At 67.6% G+C, this 25407-nt stretch carries 22 protein-coding genes and 1 pseudogene; 13 read left to right on the top strand and 10 right to left on the bottom strand.

The window, feature by feature from the left end:
* Positions 1-109: 109 nt before the first annotated feature.
* The 3 genes from SSKA14_RS03600 to SSKA14_RS03590 form a co-directional block, all read right to left on the bottom strand.
* Positions 110-709: a thioredoxin family protein gene (locus SSKA14_RS03600; RefSeq protein ID WP_008266543.1), complete on the bottom strand. Its 600-nt coding sequence runs from the start codon at positions 707-709 to the stop codon at positions 110-112.
* Positions 710-729: 20 nt separating this feature from the next.
* Positions 730-2229 (bottom strand): peptide MFS transporter, encoded by a 1500-nt coding sequence (locus SSKA14_RS03595; RefSeq protein ID WP_008264537.1) that lies wholly within the window; start codon positions 2227-2229, stop codon positions 730-732.
* 180 nt (positions 2230-2409) lie between these two features.
* Positions 2410-3285, bottom strand: a complete 876-nt coding sequence (locus SSKA14_RS03590) for a tryptophan 2,3-dioxygenase family protein (protein WP_008265566.1) — start codon at positions 3283-3285, stop codon at positions 2410-2412.
* Positions 3286-3620: 335 nt separating this feature from the next.
* On the opposite strand from SSKA14_RS03590, the gene pdhA reads away from it, so the two are divergent.
* From pdhA to SSKA14_RS03570, 4 genes are read left to right on the top strand one after another with little or no spacing between them, the layout of a single operon-like run.
* Entirely contained in the window at positions 3621-4703 is a 1083-nt protein-coding gene (gene pdhA, locus SSKA14_RS03585) for a pyruvate dehydrogenase (acetyl-transferring) E1 component subunit alpha (RefSeq protein WP_008266978.1), read from the top strand.
* On the top strand, positions 4696-5763 hold the full coding sequence (locus tag SSKA14_RS03580) for an alpha-ketoacid dehydrogenase subunit beta (protein WP_008267499.1): 1068 nt from the start codon (positions 4696-4698) through the stop codon (positions 5761-5763). Before pdhA ends, SSKA14_RS03580 begins: the two co-directional genes overlap by 8 nt.
* 1 nt (position 5764) lies before the next feature.
* Positions 5765-6118 (top strand): SH3 domain-containing protein, encoded by a 354-nt coding sequence (locus SSKA14_RS03575; protein WP_008265756.1) that lies wholly within the window; start codon positions 5765-5767, stop codon positions 6116-6118.
* The gene (locus tag SSKA14_RS03570) at positions 6115-7503 is read left to right on the top strand and encodes a dihydrolipoamide acetyltransferase family protein (RefSeq protein ID WP_008264535.1); all 1389 of its coding nucleotides are present in this window, start codon (positions 6115-6117) and stop codon (positions 7501-7503) included. Before SSKA14_RS03575 ends, SSKA14_RS03570 begins: the two co-directional genes overlap by 4 nt.
* A 122-nt stretch (positions 7504-7625) precedes the next feature.
* Here SSKA14_RS03570 and SSKA14_RS03565 read toward each other — a convergent pair whose 3' ends face one another.
* The 3 genes from SSKA14_RS03565 to SSKA14_RS03555 form a co-directional block, all read right to left on the bottom strand.
* Entirely contained in the window at positions 7626-8012 is a 387-nt protein-coding gene (locus SSKA14_RS03565; RefSeq protein WP_008264483.1) for a VOC family protein, read from the bottom strand.
* 249 nt (positions 8013-8261) lie between these two features.
* Positions 8262-8969, bottom strand: coding sequence for a YafY family protein (locus SSKA14_RS03560; RefSeq protein ID WP_008265241.1), 708 nt, complete (start codon positions 8967-8969; stop codon positions 8262-8264).
* Positions 8969-9604 (bottom strand): NAD-dependent epimerase/dehydratase family protein, encoded by a 636-nt coding sequence (locus tag SSKA14_RS03555; RefSeq protein WP_040009317.1) that lies wholly within the window; start codon positions 9602-9604, stop codon positions 8969-8971. The genes SSKA14_RS03560 and SSKA14_RS03555 overlap by 1 nt, the downstream gene beginning before the upstream one ends.
* A gap of 105 nt (positions 9605-9709) precedes the next feature.
* On the opposite strand from SSKA14_RS03555, the gene SSKA14_RS03550 reads away from it, so the two are divergent.
* Complete coding sequence (locus SSKA14_RS03550) at positions 9710-11248, top strand: GGDEF domain-containing protein (RefSeq protein ID WP_040006968.1); 1539 nt, start codon at positions 9710-9712, stop codon at positions 11246-11248.
* A gap of 105 nt (positions 11249-11353) precedes the next feature.
* Here SSKA14_RS03550 and SSKA14_RS03545 read toward each other — a convergent pair whose 3' ends face one another.
* Positions 11354-12280, bottom strand: a complete 927-nt coding sequence (locus tag SSKA14_RS03545) for a DUF808 domain-containing protein (protein ID WP_008267570.1) — start codon at positions 12278-12280, stop codon at positions 11354-11356.
* Positions 12281-12478: 198 nt separating this feature from the next.
* On the opposite strand from SSKA14_RS03545, the pseudogene SSKA14_RS03540 reads away from it, so the two are divergent.
* Positions 12479-14134 (top strand): annotated as a pseudogene (locus tag SSKA14_RS03540) (AarF/UbiB family protein); the annotation flags it as partial.
* Positions 14135-14378: 244 nt separating this feature from the next.
* Positions 14379-16484: a phosphoglycerol transferase I gene (locus SSKA14_RS03535; RefSeq protein ID WP_040006967.1), complete on the top strand. Its 2106-nt coding sequence runs from the start codon at positions 14379-14381 to the stop codon at positions 16482-16484.
* Positions 16485-17026: 542 nt separating this feature from the next.
* Here SSKA14_RS03535 and SSKA14_RS03530 read toward each other — a convergent pair.
* On the bottom strand, positions 17027-19456 hold the full coding sequence (locus SSKA14_RS03530; protein ID WP_008266843.1) for a DUF3772 domain-containing protein: 2430 nt from the start codon (positions 19454-19456) through the stop codon (positions 17027-17029).
* An 87-nt stretch (positions 19457-19543) separates the two neighbouring features.
* On the bottom strand, positions 19544-19792 hold the full coding sequence (locus SSKA14_RS03525) for a hypothetical protein (RefSeq protein ID WP_006474562.1): 249 nt from the start codon (positions 19790-19792) through the stop codon (positions 19544-19546).
* A 181-nt stretch (positions 19793-19973) separates the two neighbouring features.
* Between SSKA14_RS03525 and SSKA14_RS03520 the strand changes: the two genes are divergently transcribed.
* The 3 genes from SSKA14_RS03520 to SSKA14_RS03510 all read left to right on the top strand — a co-directional run bounded on the left by SSKA14_RS03520 (position 19974) and on the right by SSKA14_RS03510 (position 22374).
* On the top strand, positions 19974-20468 hold the full coding sequence (locus SSKA14_RS03520) for a lipocalin family protein (protein WP_008266143.1): 495 nt from the start codon (positions 19974-19976) through the stop codon (positions 20466-20468).
* Between the two features lie 12 nt (positions 20469-20480).
* Positions 20481-21692, top strand: coding sequence for an FAD-dependent oxidoreductase (locus SSKA14_RS03515; protein ID WP_008266916.1), 1212 nt, complete (start codon positions 20481-20483; stop codon positions 21690-21692).
* Positions 21693-21894: 202 nt separating this feature from the next.
* On the top strand, positions 21895-22374 hold the full coding sequence (locus SSKA14_RS03510) for a hypothetical protein (RefSeq protein ID WP_006474647.1): 480 nt from the start codon (positions 21895-21897) through the stop codon (positions 22372-22374).
* A gap of 127 nt (positions 22375-22501) precedes the next feature.
* On the opposite strand, the gene SSKA14_RS03505 is transcribed toward SSKA14_RS03510, so the two are convergent.
* A complete protein-coding gene (locus SSKA14_RS03505) occupies positions 22502-22936 on the bottom strand; it encodes a PepSY domain-containing protein (protein ID WP_008265638.1) in 435 nt (144 codons plus the stop codon).
* 149 nt (positions 22937-23085) lie between these two features.
* Between SSKA14_RS03505 and SSKA14_RS03500 the strand changes: the two genes are divergently transcribed.
* Genes SSKA14_RS03500 through SSKA14_RS03490 form a run of 3 tightly spaced genes read left to right on the top strand, consistent with a single transcriptional unit; the run spans position 23086 to position 25360 of the window.
* The gene (locus SSKA14_RS03500; RefSeq protein WP_008267113.1) at positions 23086-23376 is read left to right on the top strand and encodes a PepSY domain-containing protein; all 291 of its coding nucleotides are present in this window, start codon (positions 23086-23088) and stop codon (positions 23374-23376) included.
* A complete protein-coding gene (locus SSKA14_RS03495) occupies positions 23376-24035 on the top strand; it encodes a response regulator transcription factor (RefSeq protein WP_008268075.1) in 660 nt (219 codons plus the stop codon). Before SSKA14_RS03500 ends, SSKA14_RS03495 begins: the two co-directional genes overlap by 1 nt.
* Positions 24032-25360, top strand: coding sequence for an ATP-binding protein (locus SSKA14_RS03490; protein ID WP_008266048.1), 1329 nt, complete (start codon positions 24032-24034; stop codon positions 25358-25360). The genes SSKA14_RS03495 and SSKA14_RS03490 overlap by 4 nt, the downstream gene beginning before the upstream one ends.
* Positions 25361-25407 lie beyond the last annotated feature (47 nt).

Raw genomic sequence — 25407 nt, 5'->3', positions numbered from 1 at the left:
CGGCCACGCCGTGAAATTGAGTCAGCGATTCAGGGAATGTGACCGCACCCACAGTAGGTCCACGCCTTCAAGGCCGGCACCCATCGCGTTTGCCGGCCAGCGGCCGGCACTACCGGTCAGGCGCCCATTGCTTGAGGAAGGCGCTCACACGCACAGGCTGGAACGCTTCGCCCCGGCGCAGCTCGGCGGTGGCCTGCGACACCAGCAGGCTGCCGTCGGCGTCCAGCACCAGCAGGCGCGGGTAGTCGCGGTCCATCACCGGGAACTGGGCGAAGAAGGCGCTGTTGGGCTGCGCGTCACTCGCGTTGACCTTCACCCACACGTAGTGGGCATCGCGGAAGCGGCGCAGGTCGCCGTTGCCTTCCACCAGCTCGTCCAGCGCCTGGCAGCGATCGCAGGCGGCGTTGCCGACTTCCAGCAGGATGCGCTTCTTGCCGCGCTGGGCTTCCACCTTGGCGGTGGCCAGGTCGTCGGCGGGGTCGCGGGCCGGGTCGAACTGCGCGCCGAGCCCGGCGATGGCGGCAATGTCCGCCGCCACCGGGGTGTTGCCCGAGGCCACCGGTTCGCTGGGGTCAGCGACCGGTGGCTCGGTGGGCCGGGTATCCAGCGGCTGCGTCGGCTCGGCGGCGGCAGGCGGTTGCGGTTGGGAACAGGCGCCGATCAGCGCCGCACAGACCACCACCACTGCACTACCGAGCTTCATGCGCATGCCTTCTACCCTCTCATCATTTACTTGACGCCGTGCATCAGCTTGTTGATCAGCGGGGCGATCAGGAACAGCACCACGCCGGAGCCGATCAGGGCCCAGAACCCGAAGGTATACCCCTTCAGGGCCGACTCGACCGTCATGCCGCCTTCACCACTGACCACGCCGGCGAAGATGCCCGACAGGTTGTTGCCGATGCCGGTGGACAGGAACCAGCCGCCCATGCCGAAGCCGACCAGGCGCACCGGAGCCAGCTTGGTCACCATCGACAGGCCGATCGGCGACAGGCACAGCTCACCGACCGACTGGATGACGTAGACCATGAACAGGGTCCAGAACGGGATCTTGCCGTCCACGACCATCTGCGACAGCGCGTACATCAGCAGGGCGAAGGCGGCGCCGTTGAACAGCAGGCCGAGGCCGAACTTGCGCGGAATCGACGGATTGGCGCGACCCAGGGCCACCCAGATCCAGGCGATGATCGGCGCCAGGGTGATGATGGCCACCGAGTTGACCGACTGGAACCAGGCCGTCGGGAAGGTCCAGTCACCCATCTGGCGGTTGACGATGTTCTCGGCCAGGAAGGTGAACGAGCTGCCGGCCTGTTCGAAGAACATCCAGAACATCACGTTGAAGGCGAAGATGATCAGCATGGCGATCACGCGGTCGCGCTGCACCTTGCCCTCGCGGATGCCCTCAACCAGCAGCAGCACGGCCAGCGCGGTGAACATCGCGCCCAGGATCCAGGCCAGCGCGGTGGCGCCGGTGGCCAGCAGGAAGTAGGCAACCGGGATCGCGACCACGGCACCGATCAGCACCATGATGATGCGGCCGAAACCTTCAGCGCCGGCCGGCGGTGCACCGATGCCCTTCAGGCCGGCGCGACCGATGTAGAACCACACCAGCGAGATCAGCATGCCCACGCCCGAGGCGATGAACACGACCTTGTACGACGGCATTTCCGAGGTACCGAAGACCTTGCGGGCCAGGTACTCGGTCAGCACCGGGGCGATCATCGCGCCGATGTTGATACCCATGTAGAAGATGGTGAAGCCCGAATCGCGGCGCTCGTCCTTCAGGCCGTACAGCTTGCCGACCATGGTCGAGATGTTCGGCTTGAACATGCCGTTGCCCACGATGATCGTGGCCAGGCCAAGCTTGAAGATGTGCTCCTGCGGCAGCGAGATCATGAACAGGCCGGCGGCCATGATGATCGCGCCGGTCAGGATCGAGCGCTGGTAGCCGAGCACCCGGTCGGCCACGTAGCCACCGAAGATCGCCGCGGCGTACACCAGGGCCAGGTAGGCGCCGTAGATGCGGCTGGCGTCGCCTTCACCGGCAGCGTTGCCGTTGTAGAACTGGGCGACGATGTACAGCACCAAGGCCCAGCGGATGCCGTAGAACGCAAAGCGTTCCCAGAACTCGGTCATGAACAGCATCCACAGTGGGCGCGGATGGCCCAGCGTGGTCTTGAAGTCCGGCAGCGCCGGCTCTGGGGTGTTCGCAGTGGCGTTTACGCTCATGCGGGTTTCCTGGTTCGGTGGATGACGAGCACGTCCGATGTGCAGTGGAGCAACGCGCGAGGATCACCGACTTCTGGCGTTCACGTCAAATACACGCCGTTTGAGGCAGGTCACCGCCTGCTCGCTGAACTTGCATCTGAAACGATCCAGCCGCCGGCCGGGATTCAAGCTGAATGGGGATCAGCCCAATGCGGCCGGGGGCGCCGCCTGCAGGCTGGTGCGTACCTGGAACAGCTCGGGGAAGAAGGTCAGCTCCAGCGCCTTGGCCAGGAAGCCCACCCCGGACGAGCCGCCGGTGCCGCGCTTGAAGCCGATCACCCGCATCACCGTACGCATGTGACGGAATCGCCACAGCTGGAAGGCAGTCTCCAGGTCCACCAGGTCCTCGCACAGCGAGTACTCGCGCCAGTAACGGTCGGTGTCCTGGTAGATGCGCTCGAACACCGGCTGCAGGGCGTCGTCGGCCACGTGCGGCTGGGTCCAGTCGTGGGTCTCGTACACCGCCGGCACGGCATGCCCGAAGCGGGCCAGGTACTTCAGGAATTCCTCGTACAGGCTCGGCGCCTCCAGCACGGTGCGCAGCTGCGCCTGCCCGGCCGGGTCGTGCTCGAACACCTGCAGCATCTGCGCGTTCTTGTTGCCCAGCAGGAACTCGATGTAGCGGTACTGCAGCGACTGGAAGCCCGAGGACGGGCCCAGCACGTCGCGGAAGCCCATGTACTCGGACGGGGTCAGCGTTTCCAGCACCGACCACTGCTCGGTGAGCTGGCGCAGCACCTGCTTGCTGCGCGCCAGCACCTTGCGGCACTGCCAGACTTCATCGCGCTGCAGGAAGCCGATCGCCGCGCGCAGTTCGTGGCCGAGCAGCTTCAGCCACAGCTCCGAGGTCTGGTGCTGGATGATGAAGAGCATCTCGTCGTGGTGCGGCGGGCTGGACAGCGGCTGCTGCGCGCTGAGCAGCTGGTCCAGCCGCAGGTAACCGCCGTAGGTCAGCCGCCCCTGCAGGTCGGTGTGGATGCCGGCTTCGAGATCGCGTTGGTTGTTGTCGACGGACATGGGCGGGACCAGATCGGGGGCGGCAAGGGTAGCGCGTTGCCGCCGCGCTGGCAGCCGCTGGGTCCATACCGGGGCGTGCGGTTGGCCGTGGAGCATCGGCCGTTGCCGGGGCTGCGCGTGGAACCGATCACGCCGTTGCGCGAGCAGTCAGCCAGAGGCGTATTCTGATGCTTTGCAGCAACGACTGAATACGTTGTTGTTATTGGCCCCCCACCCGCCGGCAGGGGTAAAACGGGGAGTCGCCGTGTTGCGGCGCAGGAAGGCTATTCCGTACGCGTTCCTTAACATGGCGATTCATATCATTTGTAACTTCTCTGTCGAAGGTGCAGTACGCAATGACGGTTGCCGCTGAATTCAAGATCGAATACCTGCAGTACCTGGACGTGGACGGCAAGCTCGTCCGCGATGACCTGCCCGCGTCGCTGCGCGACCCCAAGGTCCTGGTACCGCTGTTCAAGCAGATGCTGTTCGTACGTACGTTCGACAGCAAATCCATCGCGCTGCAGCGCACCGGCAAGCTCGGCACCTATGCCGCCTGCCTGGGCCATGAAGCCGCGCACGTGGGCATCGGTGCCGCGATGCAGAAGGACGACGTGTTCGCGCCTTCGTACCGCGAGTATGGCGCGATGTTCATGCGTGGCGTGCGCCCGCACGACGTGCTGATGTACTGGGGCGGCGACGAGCGCGGCAACGACTACGGCGGCAACGCGGCCAAGGACTTCCCGTTCTGCGTGCCGATCTCCACCCAGTGCCTGCACGCTGCCGGTGCCGCGCTGAAGTTCAAGCTCAACAAGGAACCGCAGATCGCGGTGGCCGTGTGCGGCGACGGCGGCAGCTCGAAGACCGATTTCTACGCGGCATTGAATTCGGCCGGCGCCTACAAGCTGCCGCTGATCCTGTGCATCGTCAACAACGGCTGGGCCATCTCGGTCCCGCGTTCGGCCCAGACCGGTGCCGAGACGCTGGCGCAGAAGGGCCTGGCCGGCGGCCTGCATTGCCTGCAGGTGGACGGCAACGACCTGATTGCAGTGCTGGCGGCCATGGAGCAGGCGCGCGAACGTGCGCTGGCCGGCGACGGTGGCACCGTGCTGGAACTGATGACCTATCGCCTGTCCGACCACACCACCGCCGATGACGCACGCCGCTACCGCGACGACGCCGAAGTGAAGGATGCCTGGCAGCGCGAGCCGATGCTGCGCCTGCGCAAGTACCTGATCAACGCCGGGGTGTGGAGCGAGGACGAGGAAACCGCCTGGGTCGCCGAGTGCGGCACGCGCGTGGACGAGGAAGTGAACCTGTACCTCAACACGCCGGTGCAGCCGGTGGAGGCGATGTTCGATTTCCTGTACGCCGATCCGCCGCCGGATCTGCTGGCCCAGCGTGCCCAGGCGATCGCCCTGGAGAAGCGCCATGGATGAGATCAAGAACGGCGCGCCCGGCGCGCACACCAACGCCGCCGACAGCGCTGCCATCGCGCGCGGAGAACAGAGCATGACCACCACGCCGATCACCCTCATCGAAGCCATCACCCAGGCACTGGCCTGGGAGCTGGAGCACGACCCGTCGGTGCTGGTGCTGGGCGAAGACGTGGGCGTCAACGGCGGCGTGTTCCGTGCCACCGCCGGCCTGCAGCAGCGCTTCGGCTCCGAACGCATCCTCGACACCCCGCTGGATGAAACCACCATCGCCGGCCTGACCATCGGCCTGGCCGCGCAGGGCATGAAGCCGGTGGCCGAGGCCCAGTTCGACGGTTTCATGTATCCGATGGTCGACCATATCGTCTGCCACGCCGCGCGCCTGCGTTACCGCACCCGTGGCCGCCTGCACTGCCCGATGGTGCTGCGCGTGCCGTGGGGCGGCGGCATCCGTGCGCCGGAACACCACAGCGAAGCCAATGAGGCGATCTTCACCAATGTGCCGGGCCTGCGCGTGGTGCTGCCGTCCAGCCCTCAGCGCGCCTACGGCATGCTGCTGGCCGCGATCCGCGAGCCGGATCCGGTGATCTACATGGAGCCCAAGCGCATCTACCGCCAGTACAAGGAAGTGGTCGTCAACGACGGCGAGGCCTTGCCGCTGGATGTCTGCTTCGTGCTGCGCGACGGCACCGACGTGACCCTGGTGACCTGGGGCGCACAGGTGAAGGAAGCGCTGGAAGCGGCCGACAAGCTGGCCGGCGAAGGCATCAGCGCCGAAGTCATCGACGTGGCCACGCTGCGTCCGCTGGACTTCGCCACCATTGCCGAGTCGGTGGCCAAGACCGGCCGCTGCGTGATCGTGCAGGAGGCCCCGAAGACCGCGGGCTTCGGCGCCGAGATCGCCGCGCGCCTGGCCGAGGAATCGATCTACGACCTGCTGGCTCCGGTCGAGCGCGTCACTGGCTACGACACCCACATTCCGCTGTTCCGCCTGGAAATGAAGTACCTGCCGAGCGTTGAGCGGATCGTGGCTGCGGCCAAGCGCGCGGTGGCGGCCGGCTGACATGCGGGCCCGCCTTCTGGGGGCTTACCGCAGCCAGTATCCCAACCCGCTCCGGTTCCACACCGGCCAGATCGTCGAAGTAGGTGTTCGTGACGAGGAATGGCCGGCGTTTGCCTGGGTACGCACCAACGATGGGCGCGCTGGATGGGCGCCCGTCGCGTGGCTGCAGCTGCTGGACGAGGGTCGCGCCGAAGCGCTGTGCGACTACGACGCCCGCGAGCTGGATGTGGAAAGCGGCGAGATGGTGAAGCTTCATCACGAACACGGTGGGTGGTGGTGGTCCGAGCGCGCCAATGGCGCGACGGGCTGGCTGCCGGCCCGCGAACTGGAACTGCTGGAAGAGAACTGCAAATGAGCCAGACCAAGAACTTCAACCTGCCCGACCTGGGCGAAGGCCTCCCGGACGCAACCATCGTCGAGTGGTTCGTCAAGGAAGGCGATGTGATCAAGCTGGACGAGCCGCTGGTCTCGATGGAGACCGCCAAGGCCGTCGTCGAAGTGCCCTCGCCGTTCTCCGGCAAGGTGCTGAAGCTGTCCGGTGCCGCCGGCGACATCATCCCGACCGGTTCGGTGCTGGCCAGCTTCGAGCTGGACCCGAACCTGCCGCAGCGTGCCGATGGCCAGGACACCGGCCACAGCCACGGCCATGCCGCACCGGCCGCAGCACCGACCCCGCCGCCGCTGCCGGCCGCCGCCGCACCGGTGGCTGCCGAAGCCGCCAAGCCCGCCGCTGCCGAGCGCGATGACGCCGGTACCGTGGTCGGCGCGATGCAGAGCTCCAATGCCGTGCACGCCGAACAGGCGCTGGCGGTGGGTGGCGTCAAGGCCGTACCCGCCGTGCGTGCGATGGCGCGCAAGCTGGGCGTCGATCTGAGCCGCGTGCCTGCCACCGGCACCGATGGCGCGGTGACCATGGCCGACGTCAAGCAGGCCGCCGCCAACGGCAGCGCCAAGCTCGGCGCCGCCCCGGCACCGGTTGCCGCGGCTGCCTATGCCGCGCCGGCCCCGGCACAGGTGTCGGCCCCGGTGCAGAGCGAAGCGCGCACCCCGCTGTCTGCCGCCGGCAAGCCGATGCGCACCCAGCCACCGGGCGTGGTGGCCAAGGGCCAGCCGGAACCGCTGAAGGGCGTGCGCCGCAACATGGCCCGCGTGATGGCCGATGCGCACAGCAAGGTCGTGCCGACCACGCTGAACGACGACGCCGATATCCACGCCTGGCTGCCGGGCAACGACGTCACCGCGCGCCTGGTGCGCTCGATCGTGGTCGCCGCGCAGAAGGTGCCGGCGATGAATGCCTGGTTCGACGGTGAAGCGCTGACCCGCACCCTGCACGCGCAGGTGGATATCGGCATTGCCGTGGACACCGACGACGGCCTGTTCGTACCGGCGCTGCGCAATGCCGACATGCTCGATGCACGCGGCATCCGCGAAGGCGTCAACCGCCTGCGCGAGCAGGTGGAATCGCGTTCGATCGCCGCCTCGGAACTGAGCGGCTACACCATCTCGCTGTCCAACTTCGGCATGTTCGCCGGCCGCTACGCGACCCCGGTCGTGGTGCCGCCGTGCGTGGCCATCGTCGGTGCCGGCCGTGCCCGCCACCAGATGACCCCGGTGATGGGCGGCGTGGAAGCGCACAAGGTGATCCCGCTGTCGGTCACCTTCGACCACCGCGCGGCCACCGGTGGCGAAGCCGCCCGCTTCCTGCGCGCGATGATGGACGACCTGGCGCTGGCCAGCTGACCGGCCACCTGACCGGTGGGTGCCAACCGTTGGTTGGCACATGAATTGGAAAAAACGCCGGGCGGTGCCCGGCGTTTTTTATTCGCATCCACGCATGGCGTGGATCTACACAATGCGGGCGATCAATCGCGCGCCACCACCCCCTCGGCACGGCTGTAGACACGCAGGCGGTGGCCATCAGGATCGGCGCCGACGAAGGTGTGGCCGAATTCCAAGGTCACCGGCGCCTGCAGGATCTGCACGCCGAGCGCACCCCATGCATCGTGCATTCGCTGCACCGCCTGCGGGTTGTCCACCACCATCGCCAGTTCGGCGGCACCGGCCTGCGCGGACACCGGCGGTTGCACGTCGTCGCGCTGCCACAGGCCCAGGGCGGCGCCATCGCCGAGCAGGAACAGGGCGAAGCCGGGCGACTGCTCGACCGGCGCTTTGCCGAGAATGCCGCTGTAGAAAGTGGCGCTGGTGGCGACGTCGCGCACGTACTGCAGCAGGGTGGTGGGCGTGAACATGGGGAAGCTCCGTTGTTGGGAGGCTTCATGGTGGTACCGGCCTGCTGACAGATTCTGTCAGTAGCGTCGAGCTTGCTCGACGGCCGTTGTTCTTGCTCTGGTAGATGTCGAGCTTGCTCGACGGCTGTTTGCGAAGATCAAAGGCGGTCGAGCAAGCTCGACCTCCACCAGAAGCAGAGAGCAAAGGCCGCCACCCCATCCCATCAGGAGCCGGAAACAAAGCCCAAAAGCCGTCGAGCAAGCTCGACGCTACGAGCGGTCCAGCCAGTCAGGGGTAATACCCTGTGCCTTCTGCCAGCGCCGCAGCAGGGTTGCACGCGGCACGAGGTAGTGATCTTCCAGCGCGCGCACCCGGCGGATGCGGTCCAGGCGGAAATGGCGGAAGTCCTCGCGGCTCTCGCACCAGGCCGCCAACATCGGTACTTCATCGAAGTAGGCCAGCGCGAACGGCCAGACGATGCGTTCGCTGTGCTGACCGTGTGCATCCTCGTAACCGAACGTAAGGCGCTGCTGCGTACTCACTGCCTCGCGCACGGACTGCAGGCGCGCCGCCGGCACCTTGGCCGCCGCTCGCGAAGGGCCCACCCGCAGGCCACTGTCACGCAATGCCTCGCGCCGCGCTGCAGGCAACACATGCGCGATTCGCGCCAACGCGTCGCGTGCGGCCTCGGCCAACACGGGTTCGGTGCGGGCCGCAACCCAGCGCAGGCCCAGCACCAATGCATCGATCTCGGCCGGTGGCAGGGTCATCGGCGGCAGGGTGTCGCTCGGCGCCAGCTGGTAGCCGATGCCGGCTTCTCCGCGCAGGTCGGCACCCTGCTCGCGCAGGGTCTCGATATCGCGGTACAGCGTGCGCAGGCTGATGCCCAGCGCTTCGGCCAGCACCTGTCCGGCTACCGGCCGCCGATGGCGGCGCAGCAGCTGCAGCAGCTGGGTCAGGCGCAGCGCACGCGACATCAGCCGACCAGAGCGCTGGATGGCACCACGTGCTCGCCGGGGGGCGGAGCCAGCGCGGCATCTACCAGCGCTCTGGCAATCCGTTCGGCAGGATTGATCCGCCACGCCCGCGGCAGCACCGGTCCCAACACGCCCAGCACCTGCAGGGCGAAGTGTTCGCCACGGCGCACCTGCTGCCGCTGCCCGCCAATCAGGCCGGGCCGCACCAGGGTGAGCGAAGCAAACTCGAGCGCGCGCAGGTCGCGCTCCAGCTCACCCTTCACCCGGTTGTAGAAAATCGCGGAGCCTGCATTGGCCCCCGCTGCCGAATTCAGTACGAAAGCACGCGCGCCCTGGCCGCGGGCCAGCTGCGCAAACGCCAGCGGGTAGTCATGGTCGATGCGATGGAAGGCTTCACGGCTCCCCGCCTGGGCCATCGTGCTGCCCAGCGCGCAGATCACCGCATCCACCTGCGCCCAGTCGGGCGCCTCCGGCAGGGCGTCGAACTGCAGCAGCGGGGCGTACAGCTTCGGGTGGGCCAGGGTCAGCGCCCGCCGGGTCGGGGCCACCACGGCACGGCAGCGCGGGTCGTCCAGCAGCATCGGCAGGGCCAGCCCACCGACCAGGCCGGTTGCCCCCAGCAGCATCACGCGCATCACCACCTCCACTGCGGCATCCTGTCGCCCATCCTAGCCGTTCAAGCCGTCGGCGGCCGCGCCGATATGCTGGAACCAGCCCCTGCCAGCCCCAGGATTTGCTCCATGACGGACCAGCCCGACCACCGCCCCGCCCCCGGTACTGCCCTTGGGCCGCCGGCACGCGTGCGCGCGGTGGTGGATGACGGGCTGGGCGACCGCGTGGTGCTGCAGGGCGGCGGTGGCGTGGCCCTGCAGCAGTTGTTCGCCGGGGCGGATGCGCCGGAGCCGCTGCTGGCCGCGTTCGCCAATGGCATGGCCACCCTGCCTGGCGAACTCGGTGACATGGGCGACCGCCTGCAGTCCGCGCAGGCCAGCGCGGACTGGCCGCGCTATGGGCGGGCGATGCGGCAGCTGATCGACAAATACATCCGCACCATCGAGCAGCATTCGCCGGACGGGCAGCCGGAAAGCCTGCGCCTGTCCGAGCAGCTGCGGCTGCTGCTGGGCGGCGCGGTGGTCGCGCTGCTGCAGCACGACCCGGACCTGCGCGAACAGGCGCAGGCGCTGGCCACGCGCCTACGGCAGTGGCAGCCCGGCACGGCCCTGGAACCGATCGAACAAGGCGTGCGCGAACTCGGCCACCAGGTCGGCGTGCGCGCCGAGAGCTGGCAGGAGCAACAAGCGCTGCTGCTGGAGCTGTTCGCGCTGCTGCTGGAGAACGTGAGCGAACTGCTGGACGACCGCAGCTGGCTGCAGGGCCAGATCGCCGCGGTTCGCCAGCTGCTGGACGGGCCGCTGGAGGCCGAAGCCGTCGAGCGCACCCGCGCCGAGCTGCGCGAAGTGATCTACAAGCAGGGCCTGCTGCGCCAGGGCATCGACGATTCAAAGGCAGCGATGCGCGGGCTGATGGGCGAGTTCATCGAGCGCATGGATGGCATGGCCGCCAGCACCGGCGAGTACCACGACCGCATCGGCAGCTATGCGTTGCAGCTGCGCGAAGCGCGCAGCATCGCCGACCTCAACCAGCTGCTGCAGGACGTGATGCGCGACACCGGCAAGGTGCAGCAGCAAGCGGCGCAGGCGCGCGACCACCTGGCCAACGCGCGTCAGGAAGTGGAGCTTGCCGAGCAACGCATCGCCGAGTTGGAGCAGGAACTGCGTGCTGCCGGTGACCTGGCACGCATCGATCCGCTCACCCAGGCACTGAACCGCCGTGGCCTGGAAGAGCTGCTGCAACGCGAGCTGGCGCGTGCTGCGCGCAACCAGTCGCCGCTGGGCGTGGCGATGATCGATCTGGACGATTTCCACCAGACCAACGATGCACACGGCCATGCCGGTGGCGATGCGCTGCTGCAGCACCTGGTGGCCGTATGCAAGCTGCTGCTGCGCGCCACCGATGGCATCGCGCGGCTGGGCGGCGACGAGTTCGTGCTGGTGCTGCCCGAAACCCAGGGCGCTGACAGCATGGCCACCGTGCAGCGCCTGCAGCGCTCGCTGGCGCACCGCGTGCTGACGGTGCAAGACCGGCGCGTGCCGGTGCATTTCAGCGCCGGACTGGCGCAGTGGCAGCCCGGCGACGACGCCGAAGCGCTGCTGCGGCGCGCGGATGATGCGCTGTACGCGGCCAAGCGGCAGGGCAAGAACCGGGTGCAGGCGGGATAGCGCCCGGCCCCCGTGAACCGCTTCGGTAGGTGCCAACCTTGGTTGGCACACGCGAAAGACAAAGCGCCGACCAAGGTCGGCCCCTGCCGGGGAACCCGTCGCCGCTTACTTCCCGCGCAGCTTCTGGAAGCCGGTGACCGCAGCCAGCACGATGGCACCGGCGATGATGCCGACCACCATGTTGCCGACCGCGCTGACCAGCCAGCCCCACTGGCCCTCGCCGCCCAGTGCCTGCACCGCGTGATGCAGCGCCGGCACGTTGTGCACCAGGATGCCTCCACCGACCAGGAACATGGCGATGGTGCCGGCCACCGACAGGAACTTCATCAGCCACGGTGCAGAGGCGACCAGGCCGCGACCGAACGCCGCAATCGCGCCGCCCTTGCGCGACAGGTACAGGCCCACATCGTCGAGCTTGACGATGCCCGCCACCAGTCCGTAGACGAAGATCGTCATTGCCAGCGCGACCACCGCCAGCGTCAACAGCTGGTTGGTGAAGGTCGCGGTGGCCACCACGCCCAGGGTCAACACGATGATCTCGGCCGAGAGGATGAAGTCGGTGCGGATCGCCCCCTTCACCTTGTCCTTCTCCCACGCCACCATGTCCACCTGTGCATCGGCCAGTGCCTTGCGCCGCTCGGCCTGGCGCTCGGCGTCGTCATCGGAGGCGTGCAGGAAGCGGTGTGCCAGTTTCTCCACGCCTTCAAAGCACAGGAAGGCACCGCCGATCATCATCAACGGCACGATCAGCGGCACATTCCAGCCACGGCTGTGCAACCACGCCTCCAGTGCACTGATCGCCAGCGCGGCCGGCACCAGGATCACCTTGTTGACCAGCGATCCCTTGGCCACCGCCCACACCACCGGCAGCTCGCGGTTGGCGTTGACCCCGGTCACCTGCTGCGCGTTCAGCGCCAGGTCGTCGCCCAGCACACCAGCGGTCTTCTTCGCCGCGACCTTGGTCAGCACCGAGACATCGTCAAGCAGCGAGGCGATATCGTCGAGCAGGGCGAACAGGCTGGCACCGGCCATGGGGCATCCAAGTAAGGGAATGAGCGGATTCTGACCGATACCGGGGCAGCTGCGGAAGCGGCCGGATTCACCGCGTGCCTACCGCCCCCCGGCGACACTGCGGAATCTGGACATTGCCGGCCAGTGGCCGGCACTACCAACTTTGTCGCATGGGAGTGTCGCTTGAGCAATCCGCCCACCGTCAATGGCAATCCCCCGCTGGTCAAGGGCATGAACCGGCGCAGCCAGATCCTGCGCCTGCTGATGCGCTACCGCCATTCGGGGGTGTTCTCCGGCATGAACCTGGATGCTGCCAGCAGCCAGGCCGACGTGCCCGCCGATGGCAACCCGGAACAGTTCGTCAGCGACCTGGAGGCGTTGGGGCCGACCTTCGTCAAACTGGGCCAGATGCTGTCCACGCGACCGGACATGGTGCCGGTGGAATTCGCCACAGCACTGGAGCGCATGCAGGAAAAGGTGGCCGAGATCCCGGTCGAGCGCATCCATGCCATCGTCGAGCAGGAACTGGGTGCGCCGGTGAACAAGCTGTTCGCTTCGTTCGATCCCGAGCCGCTGGGCTGCGCATCGATCGCGCAGGTGCACCGCGCGGTGCTGCACGATGGCCGGCAGGTGGCGGTGAAGGTACAGAAGCCCGAGGTGGCCGCGCAGCTGCGCTCGGACCTGGAGGCGTTGCGCAGCTTCGCGCTGGCCGCCGACCATCTGACCCAGGTGGGCCGCCGCGTGCGCCTGCGCGACTGGCTCAATGAGTTCGCCAAGACCCTGATGCAGGAGTTGGACTACCACGCCGAGGCCGAGAACCTGGCCCGCTTCGGCCGGCACCTGAAGCCGTTCCGCCGGCTGTGGATTCCGCAGCCGTTGTGGGATTACAGCAGCCAGCGCGTGCTGACCATGGAACTGGCTACCGGCGTGCGCGTGGATGCGATTCCCGATGTGCGCCGCACCGAGCAATCGATGGACCCGCTGGCCGCGGCGCTGATCCGTGGCTACCTGGACCAGATCTTCGTGCACGGCGAGATCCATGCCGATCCCCACCCCGGCAACCTGCGGGTGATGCCCGATGGCCGGCTGGCGATCTTCGACCTGGGCATGGTCGCGCATATGCCGCCGCGCCTGCGCGAGCGGCTGCTGAAGATCCTGTTCGCCGCCGTCGATGGCCGCGGCGAAGAAGTGGCCGACGACCTGATCAGCATCAGCACCCGGCTGGAGGCGTTCGACGAAGAGCGCTACCTGCGCGAGACCGGCCAGTTGATTGCGCGCTATGCCGCCAGCGGCAGTTTCTCCGAGGGCCGCGTGGTGCTGGACATGGTGCGCATCGCCACCGCCTGCGGCCTGCGCACGCCGCCGGAACTGAGCCTGCTGGGCAAGGCGCTGCTCAACCTGGAAACCGTGTGCCGGCTGCTGGCACCCGAGCTGGAAACCCGCCGCATCGTCGAGCGCCAGCTGCAGCACGTGATGCGCGCGCGCCTGAAGAAATCGCTGTCGGCCGCCAACATCGCCAGCGAAGCAATGGAGCTGCAGCAGCTGCTGCGCGACGGGCCGCGCAAGCTGTCGGACATCATGGCGCTGCTGGCCGAGAACCGCCTGCAGATGAAGGTGACCGGCCTGGAAGAATCACGGTTGATGGAGAACCTGCAGAAGATCGCCAACCGCGTGGCGGCCGGCATCATCAGCGCCGCATTGATCATGGCCGCTGCGATGATGATGAAGATCGACACCGGCTGGCACCTGTTCGGCTACCCGCTCATCGCGCTGATCCTGTTGTTCATCGGCGTGGTGCTCGGACTGGGCATCGTGACCAGCGCACTGTTGTTTGATCGTCGCGCGCGGGCGCGCGAGGAACGCGGCCACCGCTAGCGTGTGCATTTGAACCGCCGTATTCATGCGGTTTTTAATGCAATCCAACGAAGCCTTTCACGCCTGCTTTACCTTGCGGGCGTGTTTACGCGCGCGTCGTTTCAACAAACATTTCAGTCAGGTTCGTGCATGCACTATCGGGTCATCGGCCTGTCATGTGAATGTGCTTGCGGCAGCGCCGGTCGGATGGACACGCGTCGGTACGACGTCCATCACCACCACCCCGTCACTGCCGAAGCTGCCTATGCTCTGGATACTGCTGCTGTCGTTGTTGCTGCTGTGCTGGTTGTTCCTCGCGTCCGACAGGTGGGTGTGGTGGAAGGCCGGTGCGTTCTCGCTGCTGCTGCTTGCACTCAGTGCGTGGTGGCTGATCGACAAGCTGTCCGGTGATGGGCTCAATGCCGCCACCCTGTACCACCTGGGCGCCGACATGGAAGGCGCCGGCGTCGCCGACTTCAAGGGCTATATCGCCGGTTTCATCGTGCTGGCGCTGGTCTCGCTGCTGCCGCTGTTTGCCACGCGGGTGAAGCGCTGGCGCCGGCCCGGCCACGGTGCTGCCTGGTTTGCCGGCTTCGCGGCGGTGTGGGTGGCCACGATCATGATCAGTCCGCTGGCGCGCGACGGCCAGCGCCTGTACCAGCAGCTGCGCCCGGTCGATTTCGCCCGTATCGCACCCGAATACCAGGTGCCGACGCAGCCATTGCAGCGCCCGCGCAACATCGTCTGGATCTACGGCGAAAGCCTGGAGCGCACCTACCTGGACGAGAACGTGTTCCCGGGCCTGATGCCCAACCTCAACCGCCTGGCGTCCGAGTCGCTGGACGTGCGTGGGCTGGCCTCGGCCGAGGGCAGCGGCTGGACCATCGCCGGCCTGGTGTCGTCGATGTGCGGCGTGCCGCTGACCACCTCGCAGGGCGACGAGAACAGCATGGACCGCATGGGCAGCTTCCTGCCCAAGGCGGTGTGCCTGGGCGACTACCTGAAGCAGCAGGGCTACACCAATCACTACCTCGGCGGCGCCAACGGCCAGTTCGCCGGCAAGGGCCAGTTCCTGGCCAGCCACGGTTTCGATGAAGTGCACGACCTGGCGTGGTTCAAGCAGCAGAAGAAGATCGGCCGCATCCATTACTCGGCCTGGGGCGTGCACGACGACGTGCTGCTGGACACCGCCTACCAGCGCTTCGAACAGCTCTCGCGTGCGGGCTCACCGTTCATGCTGACCACGCTGACCATGGACACCCACCATCCGGCGGGCCACCTGCCGGTGTCGTGCAAGGGCGAGCGCTACCAGAGCCAGTACGGCAACATCAACATGCTCAACGCGCTCAAGTGCAGCGACCGGCTGATCTCGCAGCTGGTGCAGCGCATCCAGGCCAGCCCGTACGGCAAGGACACGCTGATCGTGATCGCCTCCGACCACCTGGCGATGCCCAACGATCTGACCCATATCCTGACCCGGCAGAAGCGCGAAAACCTGCTGCTGTTCCTCGGCGATGGCGTGGCACCGCGCCAGCTGGCGGTGGAGGACGGTTCGACGCTCGATTCCGGCGCGACCCTGCTCAGCCTGCTCGACCCGAAGTTGCAGACCATGGGCTTCGGCCGTTCGCTGCTGGATGAAAAGCGTGCACCGAGTGCCAGCGTGGCCGCACGCCGCGAGGGAGGCCGGGACTATCCGCAGTACCTCGCCTTCGCGCGTTCACTGTGGCTGGGCGAACCGACCCGCGAACTGAAGATCGATGGCGATGACCAGGTGTTGGTCGGCCTGCAGCACGTGCAGCCGCCGGTGCTGCTGGAGTACGACAAGGACTGGGGCCTGAAGTCGGTGTACCTGGAAAACACCTCGCGCCAGTTCGATGACGCGAACCCGGACAACACCCTGGCCTACGTGGATCGCTGCACCGCGTTCGAGGACGGCTCGGCCGACGGCGACTGGTGCGCCCTGCTGGTCAACCGCGACAACGGCATCAAGCTCTACCGTGACAATGACCTGCGCGGCGGCATCGCGGTGGATGCACCACTGGACGCCTTCCAGGGCCCGCGCCCGAGCGTGCGCCAGGCGCACATGATCACCCAGAAGGGCCGCCGTACCCGCGCCGGCCAGTACATGCTGCAGCTGGTGGCAAGCACGCGCCCGGATCGCGGTTTCTGGATCGAGGCGGTGTCCTCGCAACGCAAGGTGGTACTGGCCCAGCAGTGGGTTCAGCCTGACGCCAACGGCAAGATCAACGTGTCTTTCGGGCTGGACCACGAAGTGGATGACCTGGAGATCCGTGCGTGGTTGAACCATGCCGAGAAGCTGGCGGTGGATACCTTCGCGCTGGTGCCCTCGCGCAGCCGGCCGCGGGGGTAGGGTTCTTTGCAGGGCTGCGCCCTGCACCCGCCGAAGCAACAGCCGAAGCACGAGCAACAGCAACAGCGGGCATTCCGTGGGTTGGCGGGGCGGTGTCGGAGTGCGGGGACGCCGCAAGTACGTCCTTGTAGGCTTGGCAGCCGCATCCATGCGGCTGACACCCCGCACTCCGACACCGCCCCACCTCTGACAGATTCCGTGTGCTGTCGGTGGGTGTCGACCTTGGTCGACACTTCTGTCAGATATCGATAATCAAATTCGGATCAGATCTACCGTGTCGACCAAGGTCGACACCCACCAGAGCAGAACGCCGTTCCAACAGACCGCAGCAAACTGTCGAAGGCGGGGTGGGTCCGGTTGCGGGGGCGTGAGCCGCATGGATGCGGCGACCGAGCCTACATGGACGTATTTACGGCGTCCCCCGCAACCGGACCCACCCCGCCATCCCATGGAATGCACGCTGTTGCCGTTGCCGTTGCCGTTGCTCTTGCCTTTGCTCCGGCTCGTAGCGGGTGCAGGGCGCAGCCCTGCAGAAGAACCCCCTACTCCTGCGGATCGCGGGTGATGTGGATATCGGTCGGGGTCGACAGCGGAATGTTCCGCTCCGCCAGGATCTGCAGAAGACTGAAGTACAGATCGCTGCGGGTGGCATACACCTGCCGCGGGCTCGCCACATAGGCGAAACTGTTCATCGTGATCTGGCCACCGGCAATGCTGTCGATATAGACCGTCGGCGCCGGCTGCTTCAGCACGTTAGTATGCGCGGTGTACGCATCCAGCAGCGCCTGGCGCAGGTTGCCGACATCGGTGCTGGGCGGCACCGCGAACTGGATCTGGATGCGGCCCTGGTTGTTGCCCATCGTCATGTTGCGGATCGTCTTGGTGATCAGCTCCGAGTTCGGCACGATCAGCGTCGACCGGTCGCCCACCTGGATCTCAGTCGAACGCACGTTGATGCGGCGGATGTCGCCTTCCTGATCACCCAGCTTCACCCAGTCGCCGATCTTCACCGGGCGCTCGGCCAGCAGAATCAGGCCCGAGACGAAGTTCTGGATGATCGCCTGCAGGCCGAAACCGATACCCACCGACAGCGCGCTGACCAGCAACGCCAGGTTCTTCAGGTTCAAGCCCATCGCGGTCAGCGCCCACAGGCCCACCAGGATGATGCCGACGTAACCGGCGATGGTGCTGATCGAGTTGCGCGCGCCCAGATCCAGTTCGGTCTTGGGCAGATAGGTATCGGTCAGCCAGCGCTGCAGCAGCTGGGTCAGCCCCATGCCCACCAGCAGCACCAGCACGCCGGTGACGATGCGGCCGGGCTGCAGCGTCAGGTCCTTGTTGATCTCAATGCCATTGGACAGCGAGGCGATACGTTCGACGATCGTCCCAACGTTGCCGAACGGCGCGGCAAGGGCCAGCAGCGCAACCAGCACCACCAGGCTCCGCAACATGGCCGACAGCAGCACGCCGGCCTGCTCCAGCCGCGACACGCTCAGCCCGGTGCTGAGCAGGATGGTCTGGCCGACCTTGCTGTCGGCGTTGAGCATCCACGTGCTCAGGTCATCAACGAACTTGAACAGCAGGGTTGCCGCCAGCACCACGATGCTGCCACCGATCAACTGCTGGTTCACGAACTTGGCGAAATTCACGTAGCCCAGCAGCGTCGCGACAATGGCCGCCACCACCGCGATGTTGCCTGCCACGCGTGCCAGCACCAGCCAGCTGCTGCGCCGCACCGGCGTGCTCGCGCCCACACCTTCGGCCTGCGCTTCCAGTTTGGCTTCGGCCTCGGCGGTCTGCCGCCGATGCAGGCGTGCCAGCGTCACCAGCATGGCCATGATCAGGCCCAGGTAGGTCAGCGCGATCACACCGTCCAGCGCCACCGTGGTGACATCGCTGGTGCGCGTGGCCTGGTCGATGGCCACCAGCACCGTGCTCAGCCAGGCCAGCGCCGCCGCGCCCCAGGCGTACTTGCGCAGCTTCAGCGCGGCGGTGTCATCCAGGTTCAGCAGCCGCCACGAGGGCCGCGACGGCACCAGCAGGCAGGCACTGAGCGCAGCGATGAACGCGGCGGCGAAGGTGGCCTGCTGCACGCCGTCGGCCACGTTCTGCAGGCGCGGCGCAATCGCACCGATGGCGTTGAGCGAGGCGATGAATACCACCACCGCATAGCCGGGCAGCAGCGTGCCCACCAGCAACAGCCACATGGCCAGACCGGAACGGCGCAGGCGGCCATCGGGCGCACGGTCGGACGCTGCGAACTGCCGCCCCAGGCGGCGTAGCCACAACCGCAGCGGGAACATCATCACCAGCGCGGCCACCAGGCCCAGCAATGGCGTGCCCCAGCCATTGGCGCGGATACCCGCGACGAACGCATCGCGTCCCTGCTCGGCCAATGGCGCAACCCGTGCGATATCGATTGGCAGGCGCTCGGCCACCTTGCTCCACAGCGCAGGCGACAGCGGCGAGGCGACCTTCTTCCCCAGCTCCTCGGTGCGTTGTGCGGCGCGTTGCTGGTCGATGTCGGTCGCCAGCTGCTGGGCGCGCACGGCACTGGCCTTGGCCTGGGCCACCGATGCGGCCAAGCCGTCGCGCTGCTTGTTGAGGGTGCGCCGTTGCGCCGCCAGTTCGGGCGGCTCGGTGGCGCCCTCGGCCGGCGTGCCCAGCTGCGCCAGCTGTTCGTTGAGGCGGTCCAGCTGCGGCTGCAGCGACTTCTCCAGTGCCTCGGCATCGCGCCGTGCCTGCGAGGCATTCTCGGACAGCATCGCCAGCGTCTCGATGGCTTCCGCATCGCCACGCTTGCGGTCGATCTCCTTCAGGCTGGAGTCGATATCCGCCAGCTGCTGCTTCGGCGTGGGGTCCTCGTCCTGCGCCAGCACCGGCGCGGACAGCAGGAAGACGCTGCACAGCAGCAGGGCCAGCCACGGGCCCCGTGCACGGATCGATCGCAGGAAAGAAGACACGCCAGCCACACCGGTTCGCGCGGACCACCGCGCCTGCGCGCGACTATACGGCACCGCCGATAAAGGGCGGGTGGGCAGCCCCGGCAGCGTCGAGCATCAGTACTTCAGGCGCAACTCTTCCACCGTGGGCTGCTGCAGCGCGTACCAGTCCTGGAACTCTTCCTCGGTAATCTCGTCGGGCGCATACACCGCCACCGGGTGCCAGTCGTGGTCGGTCGGCAACGGCTGGCGCGGGCCAGCGCGCAGGCTGTAGCTCACGCCTTCGTAGTCGACCAGGTCATCGACCTGCGGCCACTGCTCGCGTGCGAACGCGGATTCACTCTTCAACAGGATCACCTGGTACATCGGCACCTCCACCTCGGTTGGATCAGGAAAACCCGGCGCTGGCGGCAGGATACCGCCACGCCGATGACAACGCGCACTCCGCCGGGGCGACGGAACGTTCTGGACACGGCCCTCGCCTCGGCTTCACCCGCCCATGGCAAGGCCATCGGCATCGTGGAGGCCCACCCCTGCCTCCACGCCGATGACCGACCACCCACCGCTGAAGACCGTCGCCGACCTCAAGCTGCCCCGCTACCTGGGCACTTGGTACGAGATCGCGCGCCTGCCGATGCGCCACGAGCCGGAGGGCTGCACCGACGTGTCGGCGCACTACACCCTGCTCGACAACGGCAACGTCGGCGTCACCAACCGCTGCCGCATGGACGGCGAGATCGAAGAGGCCAGTGGCGAGGCCTGCGCCGTCGACAACGACAGCGCGCGCCTGGAGGTGAGCTTCCTGCCCAAGGGCCTGCGCTGGCTGCCGTTCGCCAAGGGTGACTACTGGGTGATCCAGATCGCCCCGGACTACAGCGTGTCGCTGGTCGGCAGCCCGGATCGCAAGTACCTGTGGCTGCTGGCGCGCGAGCCGCGGCTGGACGCGACCGTGCAGGACCATTATCTGGCGGCGGCCCGATTGCAGGGCTTCGATCTGTCCGAACTGATCCAGACCCCGCACACCGGCCACCTCACGGCCTGAACTTCGCCGCACATGGACCTGAAGAGTGGCTACCCGTGGTGGGCGGTGCGCAACGGCCTGATCCACGCCTTCCCACCGCTGGAAAAGGACCTGCGCTGCGACGTGCTGGTGGTCGGCGGCGGCATCACCGGTGCGCTGATCGCCGACGAGCTGTCCCATCACGGACATGACGTTGCAGTGATCGAACAGCGCGACATCGGCTGGGGCAGCACCGCCGCCAGTACCGCGCTGCTGCAGTACGAGATCGACACACATCTGCTGGAGCTGGCCCAGCGCTACGGGCAGGACGCCGCTGCACTGGCTTACCGGGCCTGCGCGGAGGCAATCCCGGCGCTGAGCGACGTGGCGCGCGGGTTGAAGGACGTGGACTTCCAGCGCATGGACAGCCTGTACCTGGCCAGCCGCCATCGCGACGTGCCACGCCTGATGGCCGAGGGCGCCGCGCGGCGCGGCATCGGCCTGGATGCGCGCTGGCTGGGCTCGGAGGCGCTGCGGGAACGCTTCGACGTGGACGCCGGTGGTGCGCTGCTGACCCGCCAGGCGGCACGGGTCGACCCTTACCGGCTGGCCTATGCGCTGCTGCAGCGCGTGCGCCGGCGTGGCGGCCACGTGCATGACCGTACCGTGCTGCACACGCTCACGCCGGGCCCGCGAGGCGTGCGGGCGCTGACCGAGGCCGGCGCCACCGTCCACGCCCGCCACGTGGTGCTGGCCATGGGCTATGCCAACCAGCGCTGGCTCGAACAGCGGGTCGCACGCAACCGCAGCAGCTACGCCTTCATCACCGATCCGATCGATGCCGACGTGCTGGGCCGGCTGCGCAACACCATGGTGTGGGAGAGCGCCCGCCCCTACCTGTACCTGCGCGCCACCGGCGACCGCCGCCTGCTGGTGGGCGGGCTGGATGATGCCATCGACATCCCCGCCCGCCGCGACCGGCGCGTAGAGCGCAAGGCCGACAAACTGATGAAACAGCTGCGGCACTGGTTCCCACGACTGGATCCGGTGCCGGCCTTCTCCTGGGCCGGCACCTTCGCCGAAACGGCCGATGGCCTGCCGTTCTTCGGCCCGCATGCGCAGTGGGGGCCCCGGGTTCATTTCGCCATGGCCTACGGCGGCAACGGCATCACCTACTCGATGATTGGCGCGCAGCTGCTGCGGGCCCGGATCGAGCGGCGGAAGCATGCGCTGGAAGGGCTGTTCAGCTTTGAACGGTTGCCGTAGCGCCCGCCTTTTGTAGAGTCGAGCCATGCTCGACTGCTGTCGGCAGGAGCAGTCGAGCATGGCTCGACTCTACAAAGGCCGCAATCGAGCAGGCCCGGATCTACCGCAGGCGGCCGCCGACAGGCATCATTCAAGCAACCCCTGCTAGCGTCGGCCTGTACCGCCGCGTGTTGCGTGGCCACCTGTCCGCTGGAGCGCCGTCATGATCCGCCCCCTGACCCTGCTGCTGTGCCTGGCCCTGCCGGGAACCGTGCTGGCCCAGTCCGCTGCCGGCGCCACCGCGCCGCAGGCGGCCGGCCTGGACCTGTCGCTGCCGCAGGCGCCGATGCGCTACCTCAATGACCCGGCCCTGCAGCAGGACCCGCCCGGCACCTACTACGGCGACAAGAGCGGCCCGCGCGTGCACGACGACGCCAGGATCGCCGATGTCACCGACGACAAGGTCAAGGTGTCCGGCAGCTTCACCACCGGCATCGGTTATTCCAAGAACGGTGGCAACAGCCACTACAACGCCGCCACGCTGAACCTCAGCAAGAACTACACCACCGATGAAGGCAAGACCCACGGGCTCAACCTCAACATCCACGTGAGCGAAGGCAAGGGCCCGGGCTTCTTCGGCCCGTACGGCGGCTACTACGGCCGCGGCCCGGGCTGGGATTACCCGCCGCCGTACGGCTGGTAACGCCGACCCTGTAGAGCCGAGCCCATGCTCGGCTGGTAGTCGCACGGTAGCGCCGGCCGCTGGCCGGCGACTCGCGGGGTTGGAAACGATCATGGGTTGCCGGCCAGCGGCCGGCACTACCAGCAGATCAATCCAGCCAGCCATCGCGCTCGCTGTGCAGGATGCGCCCGTCGTAACCGCTCAGGCGCACCTCCACCTTCTGGTTGCGGGCATTGCGCGCTTCCAGCGACCAGGTCGCACCATCGCGTTCCAGCGAATGGATCTCGCGCAGGCCATGCGCGTGCGCGCGTGCCAGCACCTCCTCGGTGGTCAACATCGCGCGGCGGCTGTGTTCATCAAAGATCTCGCCGGTCTTCGGATCCACATAGACCTCGCTGAAGCGGCCATCGGCACGGCTCACGTCAGCTTCCCACAGGCCGTCATCGCGCTCGATCTCGTGGATCTGGCTGTAGCCGGCCTTGCGCAGGGTCTGTTCGACCTGGGCCATGCCCAGCGGCGCGGCCTGCGCGGCCGGTGCGATGGCCAGCGCAGCGACGGTGGCGAGAGTGAGCGACTTCAACATGGGGATTCTCCTGTTCGTGTTCGTGGCCGGACCATCCCGGCACCGCCACGATGCATGCCCCGGTTAACAGCGCCTTAGCCGCGGCTGTTAGGCAACGGTTAGTCGCCATCGGCATACTCGCGCCGGTTCCCCTTCCTGGCGCAGTCATGATGCTCCCCACCCTCGCCCTGCTGCTGGCCCTGGCCGGCGCCCCGAACGCTGCCGCTCCGACGCAGGACCCGGCGCAGCAGGTTGCGCGCCGTGCCGTGCAGCAGGGCCGCTATGTGCCGCTGGAAGGCGTGGTGCGTGATGCGCTCCGGCGCTATCCGGGCCAGCTGCTGGAAGTGGAGCTGGACGACGGCGTCTACGAAGTGGAGATCCTGCGCACCGACGGCGTGGTGGTGGAGCTGGATTATGATGCGCGCAATGGAAAGCTGTTGAAGACGGAGCTGGACGACTGATGCGTATCCTGCTGGCCGAAGACGATGCGGCGCTGGTTCAACGGCTGGTGCCGTTGCTGGAACAGGCCGGCTACGTCGTGCACACGGTGGCCGACGGGCGCCACGCCGAGGAGATCGGCCAGGTCGAGGACCTGCAGGCCGCGATCGTCGATCTGGGCCTGCCCGGCCTGGACGGGCTGAGCGTGATCGAGCGCTGGCGTGGCAATGGCCGCAGCTTCCCAGTGCTGGTGCTGACCGCACGCGGGCGCTGGCACGACAAACTGGCCGGCTTCGATGCCGGCGCCGACGACTACCTCACCAAGCCCTTCCAGGCCGACGAACTGGTGCTGCGCCTGCGGGCGCTGATCCGCCGCAGCCATGGCCATGCCAGCCCGCGCCTGCAGTGCGGCCCGTTGCAGCTGGACGTCAATGCTGGGCGCTTCGAGCTGGATGGGCAGGCGCTGGCGCTGAGTCCGCAGGAGTTCCGCGTGTTGAGCTACTTCATCCACCACAGCGGCAGCGTGATCAGCCGCGACCGCCTCGGCGAGCAGGTCTTCGAAGGCGGCTACGATCCCGATTCCAACGCGCTGGACGTCCTGCTCGGGCGGGTGCGCCGCAAGCTGGGCACCGACCTCATCCATACCGTGCGTGGCCAGGGTTGGCGGCTGGCCGAGGCATGAGCGCGCGCCAGCCTTCGCTGCGGCGGCGGCTGCTGCTGGTCGCCGGCATCGGCCTGGTGCTGGTCTCGGTACTGGCCAGCGTCCTGCTGGGCGAGCTGTTCAAGCGCAGCGCGCGTGACCGCCTCGACCACGAACTGCAGCAGGACATGCTGACCCTGCTGGCGCAGGCCGAAGTGGACCCGGAAGGACAGCTGCGCCTGCGCCAGGAACCGAACGATGCCCGCTTCCAGCGGGTGTTCTCCGGTGCCTACTGGCAGATCGCGGACCAGCAGGGCAAGGTGCTGCTGCAGTCGCGCTCGCTGTGGGACCAGACCCTGGCCGCCACCGCCGACGGCCCGACCCAGCGCAACCTGGCCGGGCCGATGCAGCAATCACTGCGTGCCCGCGTACAGCAGGTGCGCCTGCCCCGTGCGGCGCAGGCCTATGTTGCCGTGGTGGCCAGCGACCGCAGCGCACTGGATGCCGACGTTGCCGCGTTCCGCCAACGCACCGCGATTGCGTTGGCGGTGCTGGTGGCCGCGTGGCTGGCGGTGCTGGCCAGCCAGGTCCATTTCGGGCTGCGCCCGCTGCGCGGACTGCGCCAGCAGCTTGAGCGCATCCGGCGTGGCGAAGCCGAACGTATCGACCGCCGCCAGCTCGATCTGGAAATCGCACCGCTGGCCGATGAACTGGACGCCCTGCTCGACCACCACCAGCGCATGGTGGCGCGTGCGCGCAGCAGTGCGGAAGATCTCGCCCATGCACTGAAGACGCCGCTGAGCGTGCTGGCCGCCGAGACACAGGGCGACGGCCGCGACTGGCGGCGTACGCTGCACGAACAGGGTGCGCGCATGCGCGCCAGCATCGACCGCTATCTGGCCGCCGGCCTGGCGGTGGACCACCGGCAGCGCAGCGAGGTGGCCCCCGCCGCCGAAGCGCTGTGCCGGCTGATGACCCGCGTGCACGCCAGCCGCGGCATCCACTTCCGGGTCGACGTGGCCCCCGGGCTGGCCTTCGCCGGCGCCGTGACCGATCTGGAAGAAATGCTGGGCAACCTGCTGGACAACGCCGGCAAGTGGGCGCGCCACGAGGTGCGGCTGCGCGCCCTGGCCCAGCAGGACCGGCTGCACATTGAAGTGCGCGACGACGGCCCCGGCCTGGACGAGGCCAAGCTGGAGAGTGTGTTGCAGCGTGGCGTACGCCTGGACGAACGGGTGGAAGGCAGCGGCCTGGGGCTGGCCATCGCAGCAGACATCGCCGCCAGCCACGGCGGCTCACTGCGCCTGTCGAACGAGAACCCCGGATTGCGCGCGCGGCTGGAACTGCCGCTGGCGCCGAATGACTAGGTCGGGGCCGGACGGCCCCAGGCGCAGCCGAGCGTGGGCCCGGCCCA

It is taken from the genome of Stenotrophomonas sp. SKA14 (assembly GCF_000158575.1).
GTDB lineage: Bacteria > Pseudomonadota > Gammaproteobacteria > Xanthomonadales > Xanthomonadaceae > Stenotrophomonas > Stenotrophomonas forensis.
Note: the sequence above shows the minus strand (reverse complement) of the source record. Positions and strands in the feature narration are given on the sequence as shown.

Excerpts from the sequence above, each read along its gene's own strand:
- SSKA14_RS03550 (WP_040006968.1), top strand. The coding sequence starts at position 9,710 with ATGACGGACCAGCCCGACCACCGCCCCGCCCCCGGTACTGCCCTTGGG.
- SSKA14_RS03595 (WP_008264537.1), bottom strand. The coding sequence starts at position 2,229 with ATGAGCGTAAACGCCACTGCGAACACCCCAGAGCCGGCGCTGCCGGAC.
- SSKA14_RS03525 (WP_006474562.1), bottom strand. The coding sequence starts at position 19,792 with ATGTACCAGGTGATCCTGTTGAAGAGTGAATCCGCGTTCGCACGCGAG.
- SSKA14_RS03510 (WP_006474647.1), top strand. The coding sequence starts at position 21,895 with ATGATCCGCCCCCTGACCCTGCTGCTGTGCCTGGCCCTGCCGGGAACC.
- SSKA14_RS03565 (WP_008264483.1), bottom strand. The coding sequence starts at position 8,012 with ATGTTCACGCCCACCACCCTGCTGCAGTACGTGCGCGACGTCGCCACC.
- SSKA14_RS03500 (WP_008267113.1), top strand. The coding sequence starts at position 23,086 with ATGCTCCCCACCCTCGCCCTGCTGCTGGCCCTGGCCGGCGCCCCGAAC.
- SSKA14_RS03505 (WP_008265638.1), bottom strand. The coding sequence starts at position 22,936 with ATGTTGAAGTCGCTCACTCTCGCCACCGTCGCTGCGCTGGCCATCGCA.
- pdhA (WP_008266978.1), top strand. The coding sequence starts at position 3,621 with ATGACGGTTGCCGCTGAATTCAAGATCGAATACCTGCAGTACCTGGAC.
- SSKA14_RS03590 (WP_008265566.1), bottom strand. The coding sequence starts at position 3,285 with ATGTCCGTCGACAACAACCAACGCGATCTCGAAGCCGGCATCCACACC.
- SSKA14_RS03600 (WP_008266543.1), bottom strand. The coding sequence starts at position 709 with ATGCGCATGAAGCTCGGTAGTGCAGTGGTGGTGGTCTGTGCGGCGCTG.
- SSKA14_RS03520 (WP_008266143.1), top strand. The coding sequence starts at position 19,974 with ATGACCGACCACCCACCGCTGAAGACCGTCGCCGACCTCAAGCTGCCC.
- SSKA14_RS03570 (WP_008264535.1), top strand. The coding sequence starts at position 6,115 with ATGAGCCAGACCAAGAACTTCAACCTGCCCGACCTGGGCGAAGGCCTC.
- SSKA14_RS03490 (WP_008266048.1), top strand. The coding sequence starts at position 24,032 with ATGAGCGCGCGCCAGCCTTCGCTGCGGCGGCGGCTGCTGCTGGTCGCC.
- SSKA14_RS03545 (WP_008267570.1), bottom strand. The coding sequence starts at position 12,280 with ATGGCCGGTGCCAGCCTGTTCGCCCTGCTCGACGATATCGCCTCGCTG.
- SSKA14_RS03535 (WP_040006967.1), top strand. The coding sequence starts at position 14,379 with ATGCTCTGGATACTGCTGCTGTCGTTGTTGCTGCTGTGCTGGTTGTTC.
- SSKA14_RS03515 (WP_008266916.1), top strand. The coding sequence starts at position 20,481 with ATGGACCTGAAGAGTGGCTACCCGTGGTGGGCGGTGCGCAACGGCCTG.
- SSKA14_RS03580 (WP_008267499.1), top strand. The coding sequence starts at position 4,696 with ATGGATGAGATCAAGAACGGCGCGCCCGGCGCGCACACCAACGCCGCC.
- SSKA14_RS03495 (WP_008268075.1), top strand. The coding sequence starts at position 23,376 with ATGCGTATCCTGCTGGCCGAAGACGATGCGGCGCTGGTTCAACGGCTG.
- SSKA14_RS03560 (WP_008265241.1), bottom strand. The coding sequence starts at position 8,969 with ATGTCGCGTGCGCTGCGCCTGACCCAGCTGCTGCAGCTGCTGCGCCGC.
- SSKA14_RS03575 (WP_008265756.1), top strand. The coding sequence starts at position 5,765 with ATGCGGGCCCGCCTTCTGGGGGCTTACCGCAGCCAGTATCCCAACCCG.
- SSKA14_RS03555 (WP_040009317.1), bottom strand. The coding sequence starts at position 9,604 with ATGCGCGTGATGCTGCTGGGGGCAACCGGCCTGGTCGGTGGGCTGGCC.